Here is a 21,884-nt window from a genome sequence, read left to right on the forward strand (position 1 = left end):
CGCGTGTGCTATCCATTTGAGATAGCCAAGCGGGCGATATTTCAGGTAAGACATGGCGTTTTTTTGCTTCGAGCTGGGCTGTGGGTACTTATTCCTCCCTGCGCTGGGGTACAATACCGGCCCGTGCGCAATGGCTGGGTGCCGATGCGGAACACACGATCATTTTTTGCTTCTACCACCTGAGGTTTCTCAAGCTTATGGATACACTGGAGAACATCAAACAGCAGATTGCTGACAACGCCATCCTGCTTTACATGAAAGGTAGCCCTAACGCCCCCCAGTGCGGCTTTTCCATGCGTGCTTCCCAGGCGATGATGGCCTGCGGTAAGCGCTTTGCTTATGTGGATATCCTATCTAACCCGGATATTCGTGCCGAATTGCCGAAATATGCCAACTGGCCGACTTTCCCTCAGCTGTGGGTAAAAGGAGAGTTGATTGGTGGCTGTGACATCATTATGGAGATGTACGAGAACGGCGAGCTGAAAACCTTGATTGATGAGGCGTCAGCGGAGGGCGAAGGCGAAGGTTAACTTTCGCTTTTGTTCCAATGTTTCTGTCTGGCGAAAGCGACAGTGCATTGTGAGAAAAAAAACCGCAGCGGAAACTGCGGTTTTTTTATGCCTGTGAGAAGACTTTAACTACTTGCCTGAGTGGCCGGCTGCAGTTTCCATTTGAGTTTGCAGGTAGTTTTGAATGCCAACTTTGTCGATCAACTCCAGTTGGGTTTCCAACCAATCTACGTGCTCTTCCTCAGACTCAAGGATTTTTTCCAGTAGCTCGCGGCTGCCATAATCGCGTACTGATTCGCAGTAAGCGATAGCTTCACGTAAATCGGGAATGGCTTTGGATTCGATTTTTAAATCACACTTGAGCATTTCCTCGGTGTTTTCACCGATTAGTAATTTACCCAGGTGCTGTAGATTCGGAATACCCTCCAGGAAAAGAATACGCTCGATCAGCCAATCGGCGTGTTTCATTTCATCGATGGATTCGTGGTATTCCTGCTTGCCAAGCTCTTTTAACCCCCAGTTGTCGTACATGCGAGCATGCAGAAAGTACTGGTTGATTGCCACAAGCTCATTGCCGAGCACTTTGTTTAAATGTTCGATAACCTTGGGATCGCCCTTCATAGCTTTTGCTCCTGTGGCCCTGCGAGCTCAATATGGCCAGCAGAGAATTCCTAATTGTTAGTCGCTGATAAGTAGAAATAAAAAGTTACTAAATAGGTTTAGTCACTAAAGTCTGCGGCTGACCGTTTTCCCACATATTATTTTAGGGTGGCAACTGCAATCCGGGCCGAGTTTGCGTTGCGATTTGCGGCAAGTCAAGGAAAAATATTTGTTGCAGAATGCAGGAAAAACAAGGGTTTAAACATTAATTTAGCCGAAAATCGCAACGAAAATGATTCCTGTTTAGGTTGCATATGTGGGAGATACTTAGTTGCAGATATAAATAAAAGTTGATTAAGGCGATAGGCCAATTAGAAAAGAAATGCGATTTTCAGGAAAGTGTAATTCGATAAATAGTAAAATATGCAGCGTAATTTATAAGGGGGCAAACTAGGTAGAGGCGCTCGGACCTGGTATTAACTTTTGCCTTAATGTTAATTGATCCCGAATTAATCCGTATGCTAGAAGAAGGGCTTAAGGCGGCATGGCCAGTGCGCGGGCTTGGTGTAATAGAGCGCAGTAGAATATGGAATTCAAATATTCGAATGTCAGGGCTGCTTTCACAGGCAGGAGTGTAAAGTTGAGAGAAGTTCCTACCAACTTATCGTGAAGTGACATTATTCACTAGGATGAGATCACTGACCGGTGGGGGGTGAGTAGGGCAATAAGTAAAATACGTATATATAGATTGATTAACTTTTTACTGCACGGCTATATCAGTGTAATTGCTACTCTATAGGTACCCAGTAGCACTAACTGCCTGAGATTGTGCTTGTATCCTGCTACGAAGGTGCCAGAATTTTTCTCTTATACCGTAGAGCCCATACCGCTAATGCTGTCGCCAGTCGTTAATTTCAGGTTGTTATCGTTTTGATCATAGAGGGCGAAATCAACCGGTTTTAAGTACCTATAGAATTAATGGCAATACTAAGCAGTTTTCCTCTCCCACAGGAGATAATCTATGCGTCGAGCCTAAATGCAAAGCGTGCCGAGCACCTGTGATAAAAATGTGATGATTCGGTGATCAATATTGGATATTTCCCCCTTAGCTTAAAGGAGGCTGTTTGGCCCTTTACTTATAAAAGCTCAGATTTTGGGGATAGCTATGAAAATAAAATCCATTCTCGGCACCTTGGCATTGGCCGCTATGGCGACGGGAGTTCAGGCACAAACCACTTCAGTAGTCGTTACGAATCTTACCCACGGCATCTATTTCACACCGCTGCTGGTTTCAGCCCATGTTGATGAGTTTCATCTGTTTGAAGTTGGCTCCGGTGCGAGCCCAGAACTGCAGATGATGGCCGAAGGCGGAGATATCAGCGGCCTTGCTGCCGTTGCCAGCGCAATGGGGGCAGTCAATATGGAAACAATGGGATTACTGGCTCCTGGCAGCAGCGTAGATATTGAGGCGTTTGACACCGGCAGTAATGGGTTTTTGTCTATCACCGCCATGTTGCTGCCAACTAATGATGGTTTTGTTGGGCTCGATGCCTGGGAAATTCCTACTGAACCCGGTAGCTATACCCTATATCTCAATGCCTATGATGCCGGCACCGAGGCTAACAATGAGTTAGTTGTTGAGGGCAGCGGTGCACCCTTTGTTGCAGGTATTCCAGCCAGCCCTGATGGTAATGGTGGTGTCGGAGGTACTGGTGTCACCTCAGAAGAAGTTAACCAACTGATTCATATTCACCGTGGCAACGTTGGTGATACCGACCCGGATGCTGGTAACAGCGATCTGGATGCGCGCATTCACCGCTGGCTTAACCCAGTAGCCAAGGTTGTTGTAACGGTTCAGTAAGTAAGCCAACGGGAGAAATCATTATGAATAAAACCAAGTTGGGCTCCTTACTGTTGCCTCTGGCCATCACGGCCTTGCTGGTCGGCTGTAGCAATGATAATAACAGCCGCTCCAACGCGACAGATAATCCTGCACCGGCCCCTGACCCCGTTACTATGGGGTTTGAGATAACAGTAACCAATTTAACCCACAATCAGCCGCTGTCGCCGGTGGCAATAGTGGCCCACGATAGTGCCTTGCATGGCTGGGTCGTTGGTGAGCCCTCCAGTGCTGGTCTCGAGTTGCTCGCTGAAGGTGGTGACAATAGCGAATTCAGGATGGAACTGGAGGATTCCGGCGGTTTCGCTTCAATGAGTGCGGAAGCACCGCTTGGTCCCGGTGCCAGTGAAAGCCTCAGCCTGGAATTTGCTGAACAAGAAGAGGTGCTGCTGACGATTGCCACCATGCTGGTCAATACCAATGATGCGTTTAGCGGTATTACTCGAATTGATGTGTCATCCCTGGCGGTGGGTGATTCTTTACAGCGCCTGGCTCCGATATATGATGCGGGTACTGAATTCAATAGCGAGCTGGTGGGTACTATCCCAGGCCCCGCCGATGGTGGTGAGGGTTTTAACGTAGAGCGGGAGGATGTGAATTTTGTTTCACGTCACCCTGGGGTTGTCAGTCGGGCAGATGGTTATGCTGAATCGACTTTGGATCAGTCTCATCGCTTTGATCAAACAGCCATGCTTCTGAGTATTACCCGAATAGAGTAACAATTACGCTGCTGGTGCGACAAATAGCCTGAGACCCGAGTACAACTCCTCCTCTGGGGGAGTTGCCAGGGGAAGAAGGCCAGAAATGGTGGGGCACGCATGAACAAGCGTATTCTGATAATCGAGGATGATCACGACATACTCCAATTGTTGTGCATGCATCTGGAGAGCTTAGGTTATTCGGTAACCGCCTGTGATAACGGTGAGCAGGGGCTGATGAGAGCCTTAAACCAGAAATTCAATTTGTTGCTGTTGGACCTGACGTTGCCGGGCCTGGATGGGGTGGAGATTTGCCGTCGCCTGCGTGATGTCGGTAGCGCCCTTCCAATTCTGATGCTCACCGCACGTAACTCTGAACTGGATCGGGTATTAGGGTTAGAGATGGGTGCCGATGACTACCTATCTAAACCGTTCGGTATGCGTGAGATGCAGGCACGGGTAAAAGCCTTATTGCGTCGCTCTGAATTCAATGCCCAAGTAAGTAGCAGAAACAACCAAATGATCACCTGTGGTCGCTTGCATATCGACTGTAGCAGGCGGCTCGTAAAGCTGGACTTACAGCCACTGGAATTAACTGCGCGGGAATTTGACCTTCTCTATTATCTCGCAAGTCACCCTGGTCGAGTGTTTAGGCGAACGCAAATTCTGGATGCAGTTTGGGGCTATCAACACAGTGGTTATGAGCATACCGTGAATTCCCATATCAATCGCCTGCGCAACAAGTTAGAGCAAAATCCTTCACAACCGGAATATGTACTGACAGTCTGGGGAGTGGGCTACAAATTCAATGATGCCATTATTGCGTGATGCTTTTTATCGCCGCCTGATCCTGTTGCTGCTTTGTAGTTTCATAGTTGTGGGGGTGTTTTTCTTATTGCTTATGGGCTGTGTAGTTGCAGCCTACCAGAGTGAAGTAGCGCAAAACCTACACCGGGATTTAGCTCGACATCTGGCAGAGCAAAATGCACTTTTTGTCGATGGTCAGCCAGATAAAGAAGGTCTTTATCACCTATTTCACGACCTCATGGTATTGGGGCCAAACTTTGAATTCTACCTGTTGAGCCCTGAAGGCGAAGTCCTTGCTTATTCTGCCGAGCCGGCAAAGATAAAGCGTCAATTTATTGACCTTGACCCTATTCGGGTATTTCTAGATAGATCGACGGGTATTCAGCGAACAATTTACGGCCCAGACCCTCGTGATAGTGAGCGCCTAAAAGTATTTTCCGCAGCTCCAGTAGAGCGGGATGGCCAAATGCTAGGTTACATGTATGTCATTATTGGCAGTGAGCTATTTGACGATGTGGTTCAGGGAGTTTGGCAAAATCATCTGCTGCGCTGGGTGGCAGCGGTTTTTTTAGGATGCCTGATACTCAGCTTGATTGCCTCCCTATGGGTGTTTGCACTGCTTACCCGTCCTCTGCGAAAGCTCACTAGAGATATGCAGCATTTTCGCGCTGCCGGTCTGCAAGGGGATTTGCCATCAACCTCCTGGAATACTGAAGAGAATGACTTGGTTCAACGCCTTGGAAGTGCTTTCAATGAATTGTCTACATCGTTAAAGCAGCAGTATCAGAGTATAAAGACCATCGATGAAATGCGTCGTGAATTACTGACCCATATTTCTCATGACCTGCGTACACCGCTCTCATCGTTACAAGGGTACCTGGAAACCTGGCTGATCCGGCGCGAAGAGCTAAACCCGGATGACAGCCGGCATTATGTGGAAACGGCTTATCGCAGTAGTAAGAAAGTGAATCGGCTAGTGGAGCAACTGTTTGAATTGGCATGCCTGGAAAGTGCTGATGTGCCGATGAAGATAGAGCGGGTTGTACTGGCTGAATTAATTCAGGACGTACTGCAAAAATTTACTATAAAAGCGCTCGAGCAGGGTGTGCGCGCAGCGGTAATACCACAGGATTCAAGTATCGTCGTCTATGGTGATATTGAAAAGCTGGAACGGGTTTTCTCCAACCTGGTAGAAAATGCCCTGCGTCACTGTGGCTCGGGTGATGAGATTATCGTGCAGCTGCGGCCACACGGTGACCAGGCCTCAGTGAGTGTGAAGGATAGTGGCATGGGGATTCCCGTTGATGACCTGCCTAATATCTTCGACGCACACTATCGGGCTGCTAATAGCAAGAAAAGCAGCCGTGGGCTGGGAGGACTTGGGCTTGCAATCACCAAAAGACTGTTGGCTTTGCATCGAGCCGATATTTACGTGCGTAGCAGGGAAAACTTTGGCACCGCTTTTGAATTTCAGCTGCACCGCCGTTGGGGCGCGCCATGCGGTCATATGGAAGAGTCGGACTATTGAGCGCAGATTGAGAGAGAAGAAGTGGAGTGGCGATCGCCAAGGGGGCGATCGCAGGTCGAAAGAAGAAATCAGTTGGCGGAGTAAAACAATCCGTTGTTGGCAGAGTTAATCATTCCTCCGCTCATGGTCTCGTCGATGATCTCTTTGGTCTGTTCTGCACAGCGGCCACACTGAGAGGAGACACCCAGTTGGCGCCTCAACGCCTTAACAGAAGTGGAGCCATCATAGACTGCCTCTTTGATTTGGCGGTCGGTTATACCTTTACAGATACATACATACATCGTTGTGGGCTCTGGTCGATTTCTGTTCAATATTAGACTTATGTAAATCCTATTGCAATTGAGAATGAGTGTCAATAAGATTTCAGAAAGAGTATAATTTAGTCACTTTGATCTTTTTTTACTCCTGCTGATGGGTATTCCTTCCCTTTTGTGGTTCAGTTCACGCATAGCCATTCTGCTATCAGGCTGATTTAAAAAATTTATGGGCCTGTAATAGGTGGGTGTGTATCATAGCGCTCCACTATTAATCCCTATTCGATTTATAGCTGTTGCGTATAAATTGAACACTTCACTCTTTATCAACAACCCATCATTGGATTGAGGAGGTTTTCATGGCAGTTTTGGTAGGTAAGCCGGCTCCGGATTTCACCGCTGCAGCGGTATTGGGTAACGGCGAGATCGTCGATACTTTTAACCTGAAAGAAGCAATTGAAGGTAAGAAAGCAGTAGTTTTCTTCTACCCGCTGGACTTCACCTTCGTATGTCCTTCTGAGTTGATCGCTTTCGACCACCGTTTTGCTGAGTTCGAGAAGCGCGGCGTTGAAGTAATTGGTGTTTCCATCGACTCCCAGTTCTCTCATAACGCATGGCGTAACACCTCGGTAAATGACGGTGGTATTGGCCCGGTTAAGTACACCCTGGTTGCTGATGTTAAGCACGAAATCTGCCAGGCGTACGACGTAGAAGCAGATGCTGGCGTTGCTTTCCGTGGTTCTTTCCTGATTGACGAGGAAGGTATGGTTCGTCACCAGGTAGTCAATGACCTGCCGCTGGGCCGTAATGTTGACGAGATGCTGCGCATGGTTGACGCTCTGGCGTTCCACCAGGAGCACGGCGAAGTTTGCCCCGCTGGTTGGCAGGAAGGTGACAAGGGTATGAACGCTTCTCCGGAAGGTGTAGCGGCTTACCTGAGCGAGAACGCCGAAAAGCTTTAAGCTTAGGGCCCTCGCTGTGGGGGTATCCCCACAACGAAAAAACCGCCGAGAGGCGGTTTTTTCGTTTATATAAGTGCCATTGTATTGCTTTATGGAACTGGCATAGGTGTCCGCGCGGAGTCTGAGATTAGCGACTAGAATTCTGCAGTCAGTCCTGCGTGGCGCCTAAATAGAGTTTTTGCCCGCTGGCTGCTAGTCTTATCTGCAAGTACCGGATTGCTTTGGCGGCTCGATTTGCGTATGAGACCTGCAATTCTTTCAAATATCGTCTACCACCTACGTGCCGGGAAGGCGCGTATTTTTCTCTCGGCACTACTTCTGTGCGGGCTGTCCCTGCCTGCGCGGGCAGTGGATATTGACGCCAGGGCCAAGGCATTTGACCGCTACTTTCGCCAGATGATGGCGGGTAAGTCAATTCCTGGGGGCGCTTACGTTATTGTCGATGGAAACCGCGTGGTCGCCATGGATACCTATGGCGTGCGGATCAGGGGTAAGGCCGGCAAAGTGGATAACGACACTGTGTTCCGCCTGGCTTCTGTCTCAAAAACCTTTGCGGCGAGCATGGCCACCATTTTGGAGCACGAAAAACGCTTCAATTGGAGTGACAAGGTAGTCAACTATGTGCCGGATCTGAGCTTCAAAACGTCAACCCTATCGCGGCAATTACAGGTAGAGCATTTGCTCAGCCACTCTTCCGGCCTGACTCCCAATGCGTACGACAATTATCTTGAGGACAACAAGCCGCTCAGTAAGATATTGCCGAAATTTGCCAATATTGATCCGCGCTGTACCCCGGGAAAATGTTACGGCTACCAGAATGTGCTATTCAGCCTGATTGAAGATGTGATTTTCGAAGCAACGGGTGTGTCTTTTGCCAGCCAGCTTAAACAGCGCATCTTTGTACCGCTGAAAATGCAGAATGCCTCGGTGGGCTGGGAGAGCTTTATGGCCTCCGATAACCGCGCTGCGCCCCATGTACAAACCGGCAGCGGCTGGCGCCCGGTTAAGGTAGAGAAAGAGTATTACTTTGCCGCTCCGGCAGCTGGCGTTAACGCCAGCATCTCCGATATGGCCCAATGGCTGAAGGCCCAAATGGGATATTACCCAAAAGTGCTGTCCCCGGAGATGATTGAGGATATGACCACCGAGCGGGTCGCTACTCAGCGCCATATGCGCCACCGTATCTGGCGGGACTACCTGTCTCATGCCGGCTACGGCCTGGGCTGGCGTCTGTATACCATCGGTGATGACCGTATTATTTATCACGGGGGTTGGGTAGCTGGTTTCCGCGCTGCGGTGGCCTATTCAGAGAAGTTGAAGATTGGTATCGCTATCCTGATGAATGCGGAGTCTCGTGTAATCTCCGATCTCACCGCCAATTTCGTGATCGATATTACCGGCAAAGGCAACTCTGCCACAGTAAAAACCAGCGGAGATCGTTAATCTCCGCTGGAGGACCTCTTATCCCTCCCCTTGAAACCTGCCAGAAGGGCCTCATATCTGCTCCCTGTTCCGATTGACGTGTATGGGGAGACTTACTAGATGACCGTTGAGGCCCAAAAAGAGAGCCATGGATTCCAGACGGAAGCCAAGCAGCTACTGCACCTGATGATCCACTCGCTCTACTCCAACAAGGAGATTTTCCTGCGCGAGCTGGTATCCAATGCTTCTGACGCCGCTGACAAGTTGCGTTTTGAATCGCTGTCCAAGCCCGATTTACTGGGCGAAGATGCAGACCTGCGCATTCGCATTGAGTTTGACAAGGAAGAGGGCACGCTCACCATTACCGATAACGGTATTGGTATGAGCCGCGATGAAGTAATCGAAAACCTCGGCACCATCGCCCGCTCTGGCACCTCTGCATTTATGCAGCAGCTGACCGGAGACCAGAAAAAAGATGCGCACCTGATCGGCCAGTTCGGTGTGGGCTTCTACTCAGCATTTATCGTCGCTGACAAAGTCGACGTATTCACCCGTCGCGCCGGTTTGAATGCTGACCAGGGCGTGCATTGGGAGTGCCACGGTGAAGCGGAATACTCCGTGGAAACCGTTGAATGGCCCCAGCGTGGCACCCGAGTGGTTCTGCACCTGAAAGAGGAAGCGAAGGAGTTTGCCGATAACTGGCGCCTGCGCTCCATCATTAAAAAGTACTCCGATCACATCGCCATTCCGGTGGAAATGCTGAAAGAGGAAATGCCGGCTGCGGAGGAAGGTGAAGAGCCGAAAGAAGAGAAAGCGCCAGAGTTTGAAGCGGTAAACGCTGCCCAGGCCCTGTGGACCCGCCCGCGCTCCGAAGTGAAGTCCGAGGAGTACAAGGAGTTCTACAAGCATATCTCTCACGACTTTGATGACCCTTTAACCTGGAGCCACAACCGCGTAGAGGGCAAACTGGATTACACCAGCCTGCTTTACATTCCTGCGCGCGCACCGTTCGATCTGTACCAGCGCGATGCCGCTCGTGGCCTCAAGCTGTATGTACAGCGCACCTTTATCATGGACGATGCCGAGCAGTTCCTGCCGCTGTACCTGCGCTTTGTGAAAGGTGTTCTGGATTCCAACGACCTGCCGCTGAATGTATCCCGTGAAATCCTGCAGAAAGATCGCAATACCGATGCGATCAAGAGCGCGCTAACCAAGCGTGTACTGGATATGCTGGACAAGCTGGCGAAGAAAGATGGCGATGAGTATCAGAAATTCTGGGAGCTGTTCGGCAATGTACTGAAAGAAGGCCCAGCTGAAGATTTCTCCAACAAAGAGAAAATCGCCAAGCTGTTGCGCTTCGCCAGCACCCACACCGATACCGAGAAGCAGGATCAATCCCTGGAAGAATATGTAGGTCGCATGAAGGATGGCCAGAAGGCGATCTACTATGTGTGTGCCGACAATTTCGCTACAGCCAAATCCAGCCCCTACCTGGAAGTATTCCGCAAGAAAGGTATCGAGGTACTGCTGCTCACTGACCAGGTGGATGAGTGGTTCGTGGGCCATATGAACGAATTCGACGGCAAGCAGTTCCAAGATGTCGCCAAAGGTGCGCTGGATCTGGGTGAAGCCGAGAGCGATGAAGACAAGGCCGAACGCGAAAAAGTCGAGAAAGAGTCCGGTGCTCTGGTTGAGCGGGTACAGGACGTTCTGGAAGGCCGCGTTGAGTCCGTACGCGCTACTACACGTCTGGTGGATTCTCCGGCGTGCCTGGTAGTGAGCGATCAGGATATGGGCCCGCAGATGCGTCGTATCCTGGAACAAGCCGGCCAGGCCCTGCCAGATGCCAAGCCGATCTTTGAAATCAATCCGTCCCACCCGCTGGTGCAGCGTCTGGATCAGGAAGCGGATGAAGATCGCTTTGCGGATCTCACCAATATCCTGATGGACCAGGCTAACCTGGCGGCAGGTAACCAGTTGGCGGATCCGGCAGATTATGTGCGCCGCCTGAATACGCTTCTGCTGGAAATGCACGGCTAAGTAACCATGGCTTACGGGCTCGCCCTGTAAGTCCCGCGCGCTAAAATCTGCAACGCGCCAGCGCGCTTTTGATGTACGGCCCCTGCGTAACCAACCCACCAGTTTATTGGATGGGTGGTTAAGCAGAGGGCCGTTTTCTGTTTTTTCCGTGTTGTTTTGCAAATTTACGAACAAATTCCCGTAAATTGAACCCTTTGGGCTTGGAGGGTCATACCTCTATAATCCCAGGCCACGAGAGAAGCTTTATCGGTATCACTATGCAAAAGGAAACTTCCAACCCCCTCTCCATAGCCGTATTGGGCGGCGGCAGTTTCGGGACCGCAATTGCCAATATCGTAGCGGGGAATGGTCACGACACCCGCCAGTGGATGCGGGATTCGGAGAGTGCGGAAGCTTGCCGGGAAACTCGGGAGAACAGTAAGTACCTACCTGGTGTAGCTTTACACCCGGAGCTTTGTATTAGCAGCGACTTGCACGAAGCTGTGCAAGGCTGTGACATTGTGTTTGTAGCAATTCCCAGTAAATCTTTCCGCGAGGTGGTACGCCGCGTAGCGCCGCTACTGAAGCCGGGCACCATGCTGATCTCCACTACCAAGGGTATTGAGCACGATCACTTCCAATTAATGAGCGATATCCTGCGCGAGGAAACGACTGGCATGCGTGTAGGTGTGCTGAGCGGGCCTAATTTCGCAAAGGAAATTGTCGCGGGCCACTACACAGCTACAGTAGTTGCCAGTGAAGATGAGGCCTTGTGCAAAGATATCCAATCAGCCCTGCATTCGGAAACCTTTCGGGTTTATTCTAGTAATGATGTGTTCGGAGTAGAGCTGGCCGGTGCCCTGAAAAATATTTACGCGATAGTAACCGGCATGGCCGCAGCACTGGACCGCGGGCAAAACACCATTAGCCTTTTAATAACCCGCTCCCTTGCCGAAATGATGCGCTTTGCCGAGGCGATGGGCGCAGATCCCATGACATTTATCGGTCTAGCCGGTGTTGGCGACTTAATTTTGACTTGCTCTTCCGATCTCAGCCGCAATTATCGCGTGGGTTATTTGGTAGGTAAGGGCAAACCCCTGGATCGTGCTGTCGCAGAAATCGGTCAGGTGGCCGAGGGCGTAAACACTGTTCGCCTGATAAAAAAGAAAGCTGATGAAATGGGCGTCTACATGCCCTTGGTTTCCGCGATTCACGCCATATTATTTGAAGAGCGACCGATCCCAGAGGTAATTCGTAATTTAATGTCGGGCGCACAAACGTTTGATGTGGCCTACTCGGCCAAGCCTTGATGGAAGCCTCTTATGAAAAATGATGAATTGAAGCGCAACCTGACCTCCGGTAATCAATGGGTGCGACTGATCTATATGGTGCTGTTTGGCATCTGTTTGCAGATTGCCGGCTGGGTACTGTTGGCTGTGGTGGTGCTGCAGTTCCTGTTTTCGATTATCGGCGGTAAGTCTAACGATAACTTGCGTCGTTTTGGCGATCAGCTCGCCTCGTATATCTACCAGGCTGTACAGTTTTTGATTTACAACTCAGACGAGAAGCCCTTCCCCTTTGCGGAGTGGCCGGAATCCGATGTAGAAGATCTCTCCGGTTATGAAGGAGCTGAAGAAGTCTCTGCGGAGGTGGTCGCTACAGAGGAAAAAGCTGAACCGGTCAAGAAAGCGGAATCAAAAAAAGAGGAAGAGGCTGAGGATGCCATTATTCTCGGTAGTGATGAACCTGCCGATGATAAAAAGCCTGAGCTGGTAGAAGAGGGTGCTGATGAGCCGCCGGCTTCTTTTGCTGAAAAGAAAGGCGAATCTGACGAGCGCGGCGAGAAAAACTAGCTACCTGCTCAGCTCTAATTGAGGCTATGTCAATGCAATTGTTTATCCTGCGCCATGGCAAGGCCGAGCCGATGCTTGGCAATGATGCCGCTCGCTCCCTGACGGAACGTGGGCGCAAGCAAGTGGCGCAGGTATGCAAAAAACGCTCAAAAGAGTTATCGGCTGTGCACGCTATTTGGGCCAGTCCTTTTGTTCGAACCCAGCAAACAGCTGATATTGTCTCCGCTCATTTGGGCCTGCCCGTTGTTACCGAGCCACTACTAATCGGGGATAGCAATCCCCAACAGTTGCTTGACCTTTTGCAGGAGCAGGATAACTTCCCCATTCTATTGGTTAGCCACCAGCCGTTGGTTGGCAGTCTGCTCAATGGCCTTTGCGGTAGCGGTAATGAGCATCCCATGGGTACTTCAAGCCTTGCCTGTGTGAGTGCTGAAGTTTGGGCCAATGGCTGTGCTGAGCTTGATTGGCTGCAACACGCAGAGTAGGCGCCATTTAATCTTCCTCCCATGCTTGCACCTAAATCACTAGCTCGCTGGTGCCAAGTGTCATTGCAGTTATGACAGAGCAGTAGCACCATCTTGTCTTATCAAAACCAGTTACCCAGTGGAATTACCGCTTATGAAGCAAAGCGTCGCCAGCGAAATCACCCTCGAGTTTGAGAGTAAAACTATTGCTGCACGGCAGTGGGGTGACCCCTCTGGTGAACCAGTTTTGGCCTTGCATGGCTGGCTGGATAACTGTGCCAGTTTTAATCGACTTGCCCCCCTGCTTGAAGGAATTAACCTGGTTGCCATGGACATGGCTGGGCATGGCCGCAGCTACCATCGTTCTCCTCATGCCAATTACAACATCTGGGAGGAGGCTGAGGATATTATCGGTGCCTCGGAGGCTCTAGGTTGGCGAAACTTTTCCCTGCTCGCTCACTCACGAGGAGCCATTGCGAGCGTGATTACCGCCGGGGCTTTTCCCAACAGGGTAAAGCGCCTCGCATTGATTGATGGCTTGGTGCCCCCGGCCACAAAGGATGAGGAATCGCCGGATATCCTTGCCAGGGCCATCGCCCAGCGCGCTCGTTACAGGCACCGCAAGGCAAAGGTATACCCGACCTTTGAGGGAGCCGTGGAAGCTCGTATGAATGGCCTCTTCCCACTTTCTGAATGGGCTGCACGGGTTTTGGCTGAGCGTGGAACTCGCCCCTTGGACGGTGGTTTTACCTGGAGTAATGATCCCCAGCTGATGGCGGCTTCCACCGCGAAGCTCAATGAAGTGCAGATTCGGGCCTTTCTTTCACGGCTCAGTATGCCGGTACGCCTGGTTCTGGCGGAGGGGGGGATTACAAATATGATTAAGAAGCTGCGCCCAATTCTGGCTGATTATGAGAATATTGAAGTGCGGGAGCTGCCTGGCAGTCACCACTTGCATATGGAGGACGGAGCCGAGGGCATTGCGGAGTGGTTTGGGCCTTTCTTGCGCGGCGAGGCCGACTAATGAGCTAGAAGGGCACGCGCTTTGAATAGCAGCTGGGGTCCATTTCCCGCACTTCTACCGAGACCGCAGGCACGCCATCGGCGAATTGGCACAGGCAATTGAACACTGCCGAGCTCAGTGCTTCTCGCTCCCTGGAGCTGCGGCCTTCCAATAGCCGGATTTCGGCATGGATAAAGCTGCTGCCATTATCGCCGGCGATAAATTGTTCGTAAGCCTTGGCACGGGTCTTGATGTTGTGCGATGCAAATAGCCCGGAGCGGTTCATTGCCTCCTGTGCGGAGCTGACCAGGGCGGCAACGGAAATCCTGTCTTCCAGATTCTTCGCATACTCTATGATCAGGTGGGGCATAGCAATTCACTCCGTGAACATTGGCGGCTCTTTTTGAGCCGCGATGTGCTGGTGAGTCGACCCTGTTACTGGCGGAGCAGGGAGAGGAACTCGTTGCGCGTAGCCTGGTTACTGCGGAAAGTACCGAGCATTGCCGAAGTCTTCATCACAGAGTTCTGTTTTTCCACCCCGCGCATCATCATGCACATGTGTTTGGCTTCGATGATAACACCGACACCGGCAGCACCAGTGACGTTTAGCAGGGTCTCGGCGATCTCGACAGTAAGCTGCTCCTGGATCTGCAGGCGGCGCGCAAACATGTCGACAATACGTGCTACCTTGGACAGGCCAACAACCTTGCCATTGGGAATATAGGCTACGTGGGCGCGGCCGATAAATGGCAACAGGTGGTGCTCACACAGGGAATAGAGTTCGATATCCTTAACGAGCACCATCTCACTGCAGTCGGAGGGGAAGAGTGCATCGTTGACCACGTCTTCGACGGTCTGTCTGTAGCCGCGGGTCAGGTATTCCATGGCCTTGGCGGCGCGCTCAGGGGTGTCCTTGAGTCCTGGGCGTTGCGGATCTTCGCCGATTGCTTCAATAATTCGCGCGTAGTGTTCGTTCATGCTGCTCTTTCCAACATCTCAGCCCGAAGGGCGGGTGCGCTACCCTAAGCGTTTGTAACCCGAGAGTAAAGATCCGCGCGGACCCAGAGGCCTGTTGACACCAGTTTGATAGCCAGTGCCAGGGGCCATTTTTTGTTCAGGAAGGCAGATGGAGTGAGGCCTAGTTACTCTATTTAAACGACTGATAAAGTAGTTGGGTAGATAAATAGCCTAGGTCCATTGGGTACAGCTATAGAATTGCCACAACAGAGGCCATCCAATGAGTGACAATAGGCCCTGATGAGATACATAGTTAAGGATAGATTCGATGATAGAAAGGCGTGAATCCAGCCTGCACGAGCTGACCACGGTTTTGGACTACATTCGCTGGGGCACCAGCAGATTCCATGAGGCTGGTCTTTGGTATGGTCATGGCACCGATAACGCCTGGGATGAGGCGGTATTGCTTGTCACCCACGCGCTGCACCTGCCACCTTATAGTAAGCCGGAGATATTGCAGGCACGCCTGACGATGGAGGAGCGTCGCGATGTGCTCACTATCCTGGAGCGACGCTTTACCGAGCGGGTACCAGCTGCCTATTTGACCCATGAAGCGCACTTCTGCGATATGACTTTCTATGTGGATGATCGGGTGCTGGTACCTCGATCGCCTATTGGGGAGATGATACGGCACAACTTCCAGCCCTGGCTCAAGGTAGAGCCCTTGGCGATTTTGGATCTTTGTTGTGGAAGTGGCTGTATCGGAATTGCCTGCGCAGAAGCTTTCCCTGAAGCGCGGGTCGACCTGAGCGATATCTCTGAGGGTGCCATAGAAGTTGCGCAAATTAACATTAATCGCCACAACTTGAATGAGCGCGTGCGCGCTGTACAGTCGGATCTTTTCGCCGGCCTGAAGGGGTTCAGCTATGAGCTGATTGTCTGTAACCCGCCCTATGTAGATGCTCGTGACCTGGCAGAAATGCCAGAAGAATTCCGCGCAGAGCCAGAAATCGCCCTGGGTTCAGGAGAGGACGGTTTGGATTTTACCCGTCGCCTGTTGCGAGAGGCTGCCAATCATCTGCAGCCAGAGGGTTTGCTGGTTTGTGAAGTGGGCAATAGCTGGGAGGCATTGGAACAAGCTTTCCCCGAGGTACCCTTTATGTGGCCTGAGTTTGAGGATGGAGGCCACGGTGTCTTTGTCATCAGCCGCGAAGAACTGCTCGCTTACCAACCTTACTTCGAAAAAGAGTAATTTCTTTTGCCAACCTGGCAATCTACATTGTCGGGTTCGTTATTGGAGCCAGATGCGCGGAGCAATTGTGCTTTTTGTTCTTGGCCGCGTGCTGGGCCCCGGGGTTCCTTTATAATGTGCGGCTTCACTTGAGGCCAACTCCTGTTTAACCACCTACTAGCTGGAAAAGTCGTCTATGTCGGGCAATACCTTTGGCAAGTTGTTTTGTGTCACCACCTTTGGCGAAAGCCATGGGCCCGCCCTGGGCTGTATTGTTGATGGCTGCCCTCCGGGCCTGGAGATTAGCGAAGAGGAGATTCAGTTAGAGCTGGATCGCCGCAAGCCCGGTACTTCCCGTTATACCACCCAGCGCCGCGAGCCCGACCAGGTAAAAATACTCTCCGGTGTTTTCGAGGGGAAAACCACCGGCACGCCCATTGGCCTGTTAATTGAAAATACCGATCAGCGCTCCAAGGACTACAGTAATATCGCCGAGCAGGTAAGACCGGCCCATGCCGATTTCACCTACTGGCAGAAATACGGCATTCGTGATTACCGTGGGGGTGGCCGTTCTTCCGCCAGGGAAACTGCTATGCGGGTTGCCGCCGGGGCCATCGCCAAAAAATGGCTGAAGCAAAAATACGGCATTGAAGTGCGAGGCTACCTCTCTCAACTGGGCCCGATTAAGGTACAAAAACTGGATTGGGAGCAAGTGGAACTTAATCCCTTTTTCTGCCCGGATGCAGAGCGAGTTCCTGAAATGGAAGCCTATATGCAAGACCTGATCAAAGAGGGAAATTCCATTGGTGCGCGCATCTCAGTGCACGCCAGCGGTGTACCAGCTGGCTTGGGTGAGCCTATTTTTGACCGCCTGGATGCAGACCTTGCCCACGGCCTGATGAGTATTAATGCGGTAAAAGGCGTGGAAATTGGAGCGGGCTTTGACTGCGTGGAGCAGAAAGGCACCGAGCACCGGGATGAAATCACCCCAGAGGATGGCTTCCTATCGAATAATGCTGGTGGCGTGCTAGGGGGCATTTCCAGTGGTCAGGATATAATTGCCCATATCGCTCTAAAACCAACTTCTAGCCTGCGTATTCCAGGGCGCAGTGTCGACCGGTCTGGCAACCCTATTGAAGTAGTTACCAAGGGCCGCCACGATCCCTGTGTGGGAATACGTGCGACACCTATTGCGGAAGCCATGATGGCTCTTACACTTATCGACCATGCCCTGCGTCATCGCGCACAAAATGGTGATGTAACACCTGGGTAATTCGAGCGCTCTTGATCTTTAGCTATAGGGATACCGCAAGAGCCGGTATCCAGTGCCTTAGCCGTTAACATACAGTAAAGAAATTAAGGAGCCTCTAATTTAACCCAAGGCCCTATTAAAATAGTTAGCTCCGGTCTCCTTAATTTTATTAATACTAAGAAGGCGGCCTGAGGGGCTTAATACGCCTTTGTTACCACGATTCACTACATGGGTGTAAATTTCAGTAGTGTTAATGTCAGAGTGCCCCAATAATTCCTGGATAGTGCGTAGATCGTAACCAGCTTCGAGTAAATGTATGGCAAAGCTATGCCGGAATGCGTGGCAGCGTGCCGGTTTGTTGATTCCCACTTTTCTCACAGCACTATTTACTTAGCGCGTCAATGTGGATGAGTGTATATGGTGTCTTCGGTATATGCCTGAATGGGGACATTTACTGATAGTGTTAGCAGGAAACAGGTATTGCCAAGCAAGTTGTTTGGCGGCTCTGGGGTATTTGCGATCGAGTGCATCCGGCAGATAAACTAAACCGTAGCCGGCCAGTAAATCCTGCTGATGAAGAAGAGATACATATTTAACTTGACGTTGTAGATCTTGGATTATTCCCTGTGGAAGAAGGGTAGTTCGATCCTTATTTCCTTTTCCACCGCGGACAAAAATATTATTGCTACCAAAGTCCACATCTTTTATTCGGAGAGATAGTAATTCGGCACTACGAAGCCCTGAGCCATACATCAGCTCAGTCTGTAATCTGAAGACCCTCTGTAAATGACTAAGAACCGTAGCCACTTCTTCACGACTGTAAACAACAGGCAGCCGCCGTTGCCTCTTGGCAATCGTAAAATCCAAGTCTGGGATGTTCTTACCTAAGAACTGCTTGTAGAGATAAGCAATAGCACTCAATGCCACTCTTTGAGTATTGGATGCGCAGAGATCATGAACAGCGAGATGGGTAAGGAAAGTCTCAACTTCAGCCGGCCCCATACCGGCAGGATGCTTCAATCGATTAAAGTGAATAAACCGCTTTATCCAATGCGTGTAAGTTTGCTCTGTTCGGTACGATAGTCCCTGCTTGCGAATATGCTGACGTAAAATATCCATAAAACGTTCTGGTTTAGGGGGTAGCTTAGGGCGAATATCATCCATGATAATTTCTTTCAGCTGTTTTTTTATACAGTATTTGGTGTTTTTCTGGATTGTCAATACCTAAGATCAAAAGCAGCTGCACATATCCACAGTAATATGAGCGTTAACTTATTGATTTTGAATGATTTACATCTGTGATCAAAAGCAACAAAATAACAAAATATGATGCAGCTGCAATATATCCACTTGAGTATTACTATGTCATTGACGCCCAACTCCCTGATTTATAAATATCTTTCCTGGCTTTGGTAATTTCTTATCTTGGGATATATTGTCAGATGATATAATGCAGCTGCTTTTGAATACACTGTTAACATTATGAAAATCATCGAACTTAGATATCGCGGAAATGGAGTTGCTCAGATAATACTTGGGGGAGCCACAATAGCGGGTGCTTATCTGTTTTGGGCTTCATCTATGAATCTTGAAACCCTGGCCTTCTTCAGCATATCTGTTGGCGTTTTTGGGTTGGCCTTCATTTTACTTGGGCTGAAGACACTTCGGTATAAGCCACTTCCAATAAAATATGGTAATGGTGAGGTTTGGCTTCCAGAGAATGTTGGCTCAAGAAACTATGTAAAAATAAAGGTTCATGAAATTCAGAAGGTTTTCATAAAATCACATGTTCCTAATTATATTAAAACCCTCGAGGTATTTTCGGCGGATGGAGCATCGTCAATTTCACTTGAAGCAATACCAAAAATTCAATTAGGTGAGCTGCTCAATTACCTCGGAGAGCACCAATGCTAACAATCGCAAGCAGTATGCTACAGCCCTTCGGGCCTCCGCGGGACGCCCAACGCCATACACATTATGTGCGAGTCGCTACGCTCCCAGTTTCGCGTAAATCGCGCATAAGGTAATCCGCCCCTGCCGTGGGCGTTAGGTGCTCGTACATATGAGAATCTTCGTATTACTTTTAAGCCTTATTTTTTCACCTGTACTATTCGGTGAAAGTACTGGCTGGAGTACATATATTAGCGAGTATGGCTGGGCTACGGTTTCCGATACACATCAGGGAGAGCGTTCACTCTCAGAAGCAATCGCTCTTGTTCCTGATGACGTTTGGCTAAAGCACTTTCGAACATTCCCATCGGGGGAGGATGTTAAAATGCAAAAGGAGCTGCATAATTTCCTAGTATCAAAATATCCAGAACTTCACAATGAAGCCTTAGCGTCGGCTGGAAATATGCACAATCCTAAGGTGGTCGCTTTACGCGCAGCCTTTCAAGAGGCGTTGATGTCAACAAGCTTGGTCACACGAATTAACGCATCACTCAAGTCGAGGTGCGAGCGCATTACATCGGCCAGCTTCGAGAAGTTTACAATTCGTAAAAACGGCAATCAGCCTACCTATAATGCTATGGTTTGGCTTAGTTCCGAAAAATGCACCCAACAAGGCGATCAAGACTGACGGCTATTCCGTCGCTTGTTTATGTGGCGGTCGCTACGCTGCCACAACACAATCAACTACATAGCCGCAGCTTACCGCGACGTTAGTAGTCATATGGAAGTTTCGATATTCAAAAAGGTATTGTACGGGATTGCCCCAGAAGTAGGTGCTTCTTTGGGGAAGGTTATTTCGCCTGAAGTTATACCCAATTTCCTTGCCTGCCAAATAGAAACGAGAAAATTCTCTTTATATATACTCTGCTCAGAAAATAATGATTGGGCATTTGTGGAAGATTACGATCCAGAATCCTGTGAGCTAATTTTTATTAATAATGAACTTATTTCCTCAAAGCTGAAAGATATTTATAATATTAAAACTCTCACCAAAGAAGAGTTAAACCTTCCTTTTAAAGCAACCAATAGCATGCTTGAATCTGATATTAAATACTGGCGACCTAAAACAATGGGCGAAGGGTTATTCAATTGGTGGGACTGACTACTAACAAGCGCAAGCACTCGGATCAAATTTACGCTGCGCTCCAAATTGCCCGGTGTTGCGGGCGTTAAATTAATAAGGGAATACGGATCATGACAAGAAAAATAATCATCATAAAAATTGAGACTGAAGAGATTATTACAACTGATCAAATAAGCCTCGGCGGGCTTAATTATGATCCACAAGATCAAGAATGGTTTGATCAGGCTTGGGATAATGCCATTAGCGATGGACTGGTTAATAGTAATGATAGATCTAAGTACAAAATTGTATTTGCATAATCCCAAATTTAACAAGTGCATCAACCACCGCCCACACAAGGCGTGGGCTGGACGTCCGCAAGCTACGCTTGCTCCGGCCCATTAGCTGAGCGTTAAGCAATACTATGAAAATTGAAGCGCATATTACAAAGAAAGACCTTATAAACCTAAGCTGCTATTTTTTTTCAAGAAGCAGAGGCACCTGGATATATTTTATGGTGCTATTTCTCGGTATGTTCGTTTTTTTTAGCTACAAGGATGGATTTACATTTTCCATTAAGAGTACGCTCATTGGAGTTGTGTCCAGTTTTATTGGTGCACTTGTAGCCACACTGATAGCATGGTTATGGAACTTGGGCTACATCTTGCTTATGTCTAACTCTAAATCGGGCGTATTAGGTAAGCATGAATACGTTATCACCGAGGAAGGGTTATCCGAGAGCACCGAAGCTAATGAGGCGCTTATAAAGTGGTCAGGTATAGATGATGTTAAAATCAATAAAAATTACATACTAGTCAGAGTAAACCAGTATCTATTCCACATGTTACCAAGGCGTTCGTTTAGCTCTTTAGCTAAATACGAAGAGTTCGGTAATATACTTTCTAGTAGGGCTAGTGGAAATGCTTAACAAGGGTAGGCAAAATCACCCGCAAAAAACTCGGGCTGGACTCGCTAACGCTCGCCTTTGCTACCGGCGTTATGTGTAAAGTAGGGAAGTAATAATGAGTATAGATAAAGAAGATATTCCAGACTTCTCTGGTAAATGTATTTCAATGTGTTTGACCGACTCGGAATGCAGACATGATTTGGACAATCCACGCTTTGAATATCAAGGTGGAAAACTATTTATTGTTGGTGAGGTTCCAGTTGGATGTAGTGAGTCAGGTTGGGATGCTGGTCATGTTGGCGCAGCTGAATGGACGCAAGTTAGAAGCTATGTACTTTTCGATAATTTTGAAGCGTATACAAAAGCAGTAAAAGTATCTGAGTCGTATTACGAAAATAGTGACGAGAAAAACACATAACAAGTTACTGCATCCGACCACCTATACTACGCTCCCTTTATGCTGTACGCTACGCTAGCACAAAGCGGCTCCATTCCGGTGGCGACT

26 protein-coding genes are annotated in these 21,884 nt (G+C 49.4%); 20 read left to right on the top strand and 6 right to left on the bottom strand.

Annotation, left to right across the window (positions count from 1 at the left end):
- Window positions 1-197 precede the first annotated feature (197 nt).
- Window positions 198-530 carry a Grx4 family monothiol glutaredoxin gene (gene grxD, locus ABWV76_RS12395; RefSeq protein WP_026305012.1) on the top strand — a complete coding sequence of 111 codons (333 nt, stop codon included), beginning with the start codon at window positions 198-200 and terminating at the stop codon, window positions 528-530.
- Between the two features lie 108 nt (window positions 531-638).
- Here grxD and bfr read toward each other — a convergent pair whose 3' ends face one another.
- Window positions 639-1,130 (bottom strand): bacterioferritin, encoded by a 492-nt coding sequence (bfr, locus tag ABWV76_RS12400; protein WP_020412720.1) that lies wholly within the window; start codon window positions 1,128-1,130, stop codon window positions 639-641.
- Window positions 1,131-2,274: 1,144 nt separating this feature from the next.
- On the opposite strand from bfr, the gene ABWV76_RS12405 reads away from it, so the two are divergent.
- The 4 genes from ABWV76_RS12405 (at window position 2,275) to ABWV76_RS12420 (ending at window position 6,042) form a co-directional block, all read left to right on the top strand.
- A complete protein-coding gene (locus ABWV76_RS12405) occupies window positions 2,275-2,970 on the top strand; it encodes a spondin domain-containing protein (RefSeq protein WP_353376079.1) in 696 nt (231 codons plus the stop codon).
- Window positions 2,971-2,993: 23 nt separating this feature from the next.
- A complete protein-coding gene (locus ABWV76_RS12410) occupies window positions 2,994-3,728 on the top strand; it encodes a spondin domain-containing protein (RefSeq protein ID WP_020412722.1) in 735 nt (244 codons plus the stop codon).
- A gap of 99 nt (window positions 3,729-3,827) precedes the next feature.
- Window positions 3,828-4,535 carry a response regulator transcription factor gene (locus ABWV76_RS12415; RefSeq protein ID WP_282952718.1) on the top strand — a complete coding sequence of 236 codons (708 nt, stop codon included), beginning with the start codon at window positions 3,828-3,830 and terminating at the stop codon, window positions 4,533-4,535.
- Window positions 4,516-6,042 (top strand): sensor histidine kinase, encoded by a 1,527-nt coding sequence (locus ABWV76_RS12420; protein ID WP_353376080.1) that lies wholly within the window; start codon window positions 4,516-4,518, stop codon window positions 6,040-6,042. The genes ABWV76_RS12415 and ABWV76_RS12420 overlap by 20 nt, the downstream gene beginning before the upstream one ends.
- Window positions 6,043-6,110: 68 nt before the next feature.
- Here the strand turns inward: ABWV76_RS12420 and ABWV76_RS12425 are convergent, their stop codons facing one another.
- The gene (locus ABWV76_RS12425) at window positions 6,111-6,353 is read right to left on the bottom strand and encodes a bacterioferritin-associated ferredoxin (RefSeq protein WP_342664458.1); all 243 of its coding nucleotides are present in this window, start codon (window positions 6,351-6,353) and stop codon (window positions 6,111-6,113) included.
- Between the two features lie 302 nt (window positions 6,354-6,655).
- On the opposite strand from ABWV76_RS12425, the gene ABWV76_RS12430 reads away from it, so the two are divergent.
- From ABWV76_RS12430 to ABWV76_RS12460, 7 genes are all read left to right on the top strand, one after another.
- A complete protein-coding gene (locus tag ABWV76_RS12430) occupies window positions 6,656-7,258 on the top strand; it encodes a peroxiredoxin (RefSeq protein ID WP_020412726.1) in 603 nt (200 codons plus the stop codon).
- A gap of 240 nt (window positions 7,259-7,498) precedes the next feature.
- Complete coding sequence (locus ABWV76_RS12435; protein WP_020412727.1) at window positions 7,499-8,701, top strand: serine hydrolase domain-containing protein; 1,203 nt, start codon at window positions 7,499-7,501, stop codon at window positions 8,699-8,701.
- Between the two features lie 99 nt (window positions 8,702-8,800).
- Window positions 8,801-10,720, top strand: coding sequence for a molecular chaperone HtpG (htpG, locus tag ABWV76_RS12440; RefSeq protein ID WP_020412728.1), 1,920 nt, complete (start codon window positions 8,801-8,803; stop codon window positions 10,718-10,720).
- Between the two features lie 257 nt (window positions 10,721-10,977).
- The gene (locus tag ABWV76_RS12445; protein WP_026305013.1) at window positions 10,978-12,009 is read left to right on the top strand and encodes an NAD(P)H-dependent glycerol-3-phosphate dehydrogenase; all 1,032 of its coding nucleotides are present in this window, start codon (window positions 10,978-10,980) and stop codon (window positions 12,007-12,009) included.
- Between the two features lie 12 nt (window positions 12,010-12,021).
- Entirely contained in the window at window positions 12,022-12,552 is a 531-nt protein-coding gene (locus ABWV76_RS12450; protein WP_282952721.1) for a DUF4389 domain-containing protein, read from the top strand.
- A 32-nt stretch (window positions 12,553-12,584) separates the two neighbouring features.
- A complete protein-coding gene (gene sixA / locus ABWV76_RS12455; protein WP_020412731.1) occupies window positions 12,585-13,037 on the top strand; it encodes a phosphohistidine phosphatase SixA in 453 nt (150 codons plus the stop codon).
- A gap of 133 nt (window positions 13,038-13,170) precedes the next feature.
- Window positions 13,171-14,040, top strand: a complete 870-nt coding sequence (locus ABWV76_RS12460; protein ID WP_353376081.1) for an alpha/beta fold hydrolase — start codon at window positions 13,171-13,173, stop codon at window positions 14,038-14,040.
- Window positions 14,041-14,044: 4 nt separating this feature from the next.
- Here ABWV76_RS12460 and ABWV76_RS12465 read toward each other — a convergent pair whose 3' ends face one another.
- Window positions 14,045-14,389, bottom strand: a complete 345-nt coding sequence (locus ABWV76_RS12465; RefSeq protein ID WP_020412733.1) for a 5-carboxymethyl-2-hydroxymuconate Delta-isomerase — start codon at window positions 14,387-14,389, stop codon at window positions 14,045-14,047.
- A 65-nt stretch (window positions 14,390-14,454) separates the two neighbouring features.
- Complete coding sequence (folE, locus tag ABWV76_RS12470; protein ID WP_020412734.1) at window positions 14,455-14,997, bottom strand: GTP cyclohydrolase I FolE; 543 nt, start codon at window positions 14,995-14,997, stop codon at window positions 14,455-14,457.
- 307 nt (window positions 14,998-15,304) lie between these two features.
- Here folE and prmB point away from each other — a divergent pair, with 307 nt between their 5' ends.
- Window positions 15,305-16,228 (top strand): 50S ribosomal protein L3 N(5)-glutamine methyltransferase, encoded by a 924-nt coding sequence (prmB, locus tag ABWV76_RS12475; protein WP_353376082.1) that lies wholly within the window; start codon window positions 15,305-15,307, stop codon window positions 16,226-16,228.
- Between the two features lie 175 nt (window positions 16,229-16,403).
- Complete coding sequence (aroC, locus tag ABWV76_RS12480; RefSeq protein ID WP_020412736.1) at window positions 16,404-17,480, top strand: chorismate synthase; 1,077 nt, start codon at window positions 16,404-16,406, stop codon at window positions 17,478-17,480.
- Between the two features lie 99 nt (window positions 17,481-17,579).
- Here aroC and ABWV76_RS12485 read toward each other — a convergent pair whose 3' ends face one another.
- On the bottom strand, window positions 17,580-17,837 hold the full coding sequence (locus ABWV76_RS12485) for a tyrosine-type recombinase/integrase (protein WP_353376083.1): 258 nt from the start codon (window positions 17,835-17,837) through the stop codon (window positions 17,580-17,582).
- A gap of 12 nt (window positions 17,838-17,849) precedes the next feature.
- Window positions 17,850-18,623, bottom strand: coding sequence for an integron integrase (locus ABWV76_RS12490; RefSeq protein WP_353376084.1), 774 nt, complete (start codon window positions 18,621-18,623; stop codon window positions 17,850-17,852).
- Window positions 18,624-18,941: 318 nt separating this feature from the next.
- Between ABWV76_RS12490 and ABWV76_RS12495 the strand changes: the two genes are divergently transcribed.
- The 6 genes from ABWV76_RS12495 to ABWV76_RS12520 all read left to right on the top strand — a co-directional run bounded on the left by ABWV76_RS12495 (window position 18,942) and on the right by ABWV76_RS12520 (window position 21,797).
- Window positions 18,942-19,373 (top strand): hypothetical protein, encoded by a 432-nt coding sequence (locus ABWV76_RS12495; RefSeq protein WP_353376085.1) that lies wholly within the window; start codon window positions 18,942-18,944, stop codon window positions 19,371-19,373.
- Window positions 19,374-19,521: 148 nt separating this feature from the next.
- Window positions 19,522-20,037 carry a hypothetical protein gene (locus tag ABWV76_RS12500; RefSeq protein ID WP_282951560.1) on the top strand — a complete coding sequence of 172 codons (516 nt, stop codon included), beginning with the start codon at window positions 19,522-19,524 and terminating at the stop codon, window positions 20,035-20,037.
- Between the two features lie 93 nt (window positions 20,038-20,130).
- Window positions 20,131-20,511 carry a hypothetical protein gene (locus ABWV76_RS12505; protein WP_353376086.1) on the top strand — a complete coding sequence of 127 codons (381 nt, stop codon included), beginning with the start codon at window positions 20,131-20,133 and terminating at the stop codon, window positions 20,509-20,511.
- Between the two features lie 92 nt (window positions 20,512-20,603).
- Window positions 20,604-20,792: a hypothetical protein gene (locus ABWV76_RS12510; RefSeq protein ID WP_353376087.1), complete on the top strand. Its 189-nt coding sequence runs from the start codon at window positions 20,604-20,606 to the stop codon at window positions 20,790-20,792.
- Window positions 20,793-20,896: 104 nt separating this feature from the next.
- Window positions 20,897-21,400: a YcxB family protein gene (locus ABWV76_RS12515; RefSeq protein ID WP_353376088.1), complete on the top strand. Its 504-nt coding sequence runs from the start codon at window positions 20,897-20,899 to the stop codon at window positions 21,398-21,400.
- Between the two features lie 94 nt (window positions 21,401-21,494).
- Window positions 21,495-21,797 (top strand): hypothetical protein, encoded by a 303-nt coding sequence (locus ABWV76_RS12520; RefSeq protein ID WP_353376089.1) that lies wholly within the window; start codon window positions 21,495-21,497, stop codon window positions 21,795-21,797.
- The last annotated feature ends 87 nt before the right edge of the window (window positions 21,798-21,884 follow it).

This window comes from Microbulbifer sp. NBRC 101763 (assembly GCF_040371615.1).
Taxonomy (GTDB): domain Bacteria; phylum Pseudomonadota; class Gammaproteobacteria; order Pseudomonadales; family Cellvibrionaceae; genus Microbulbifer; species Microbulbifer variabilis.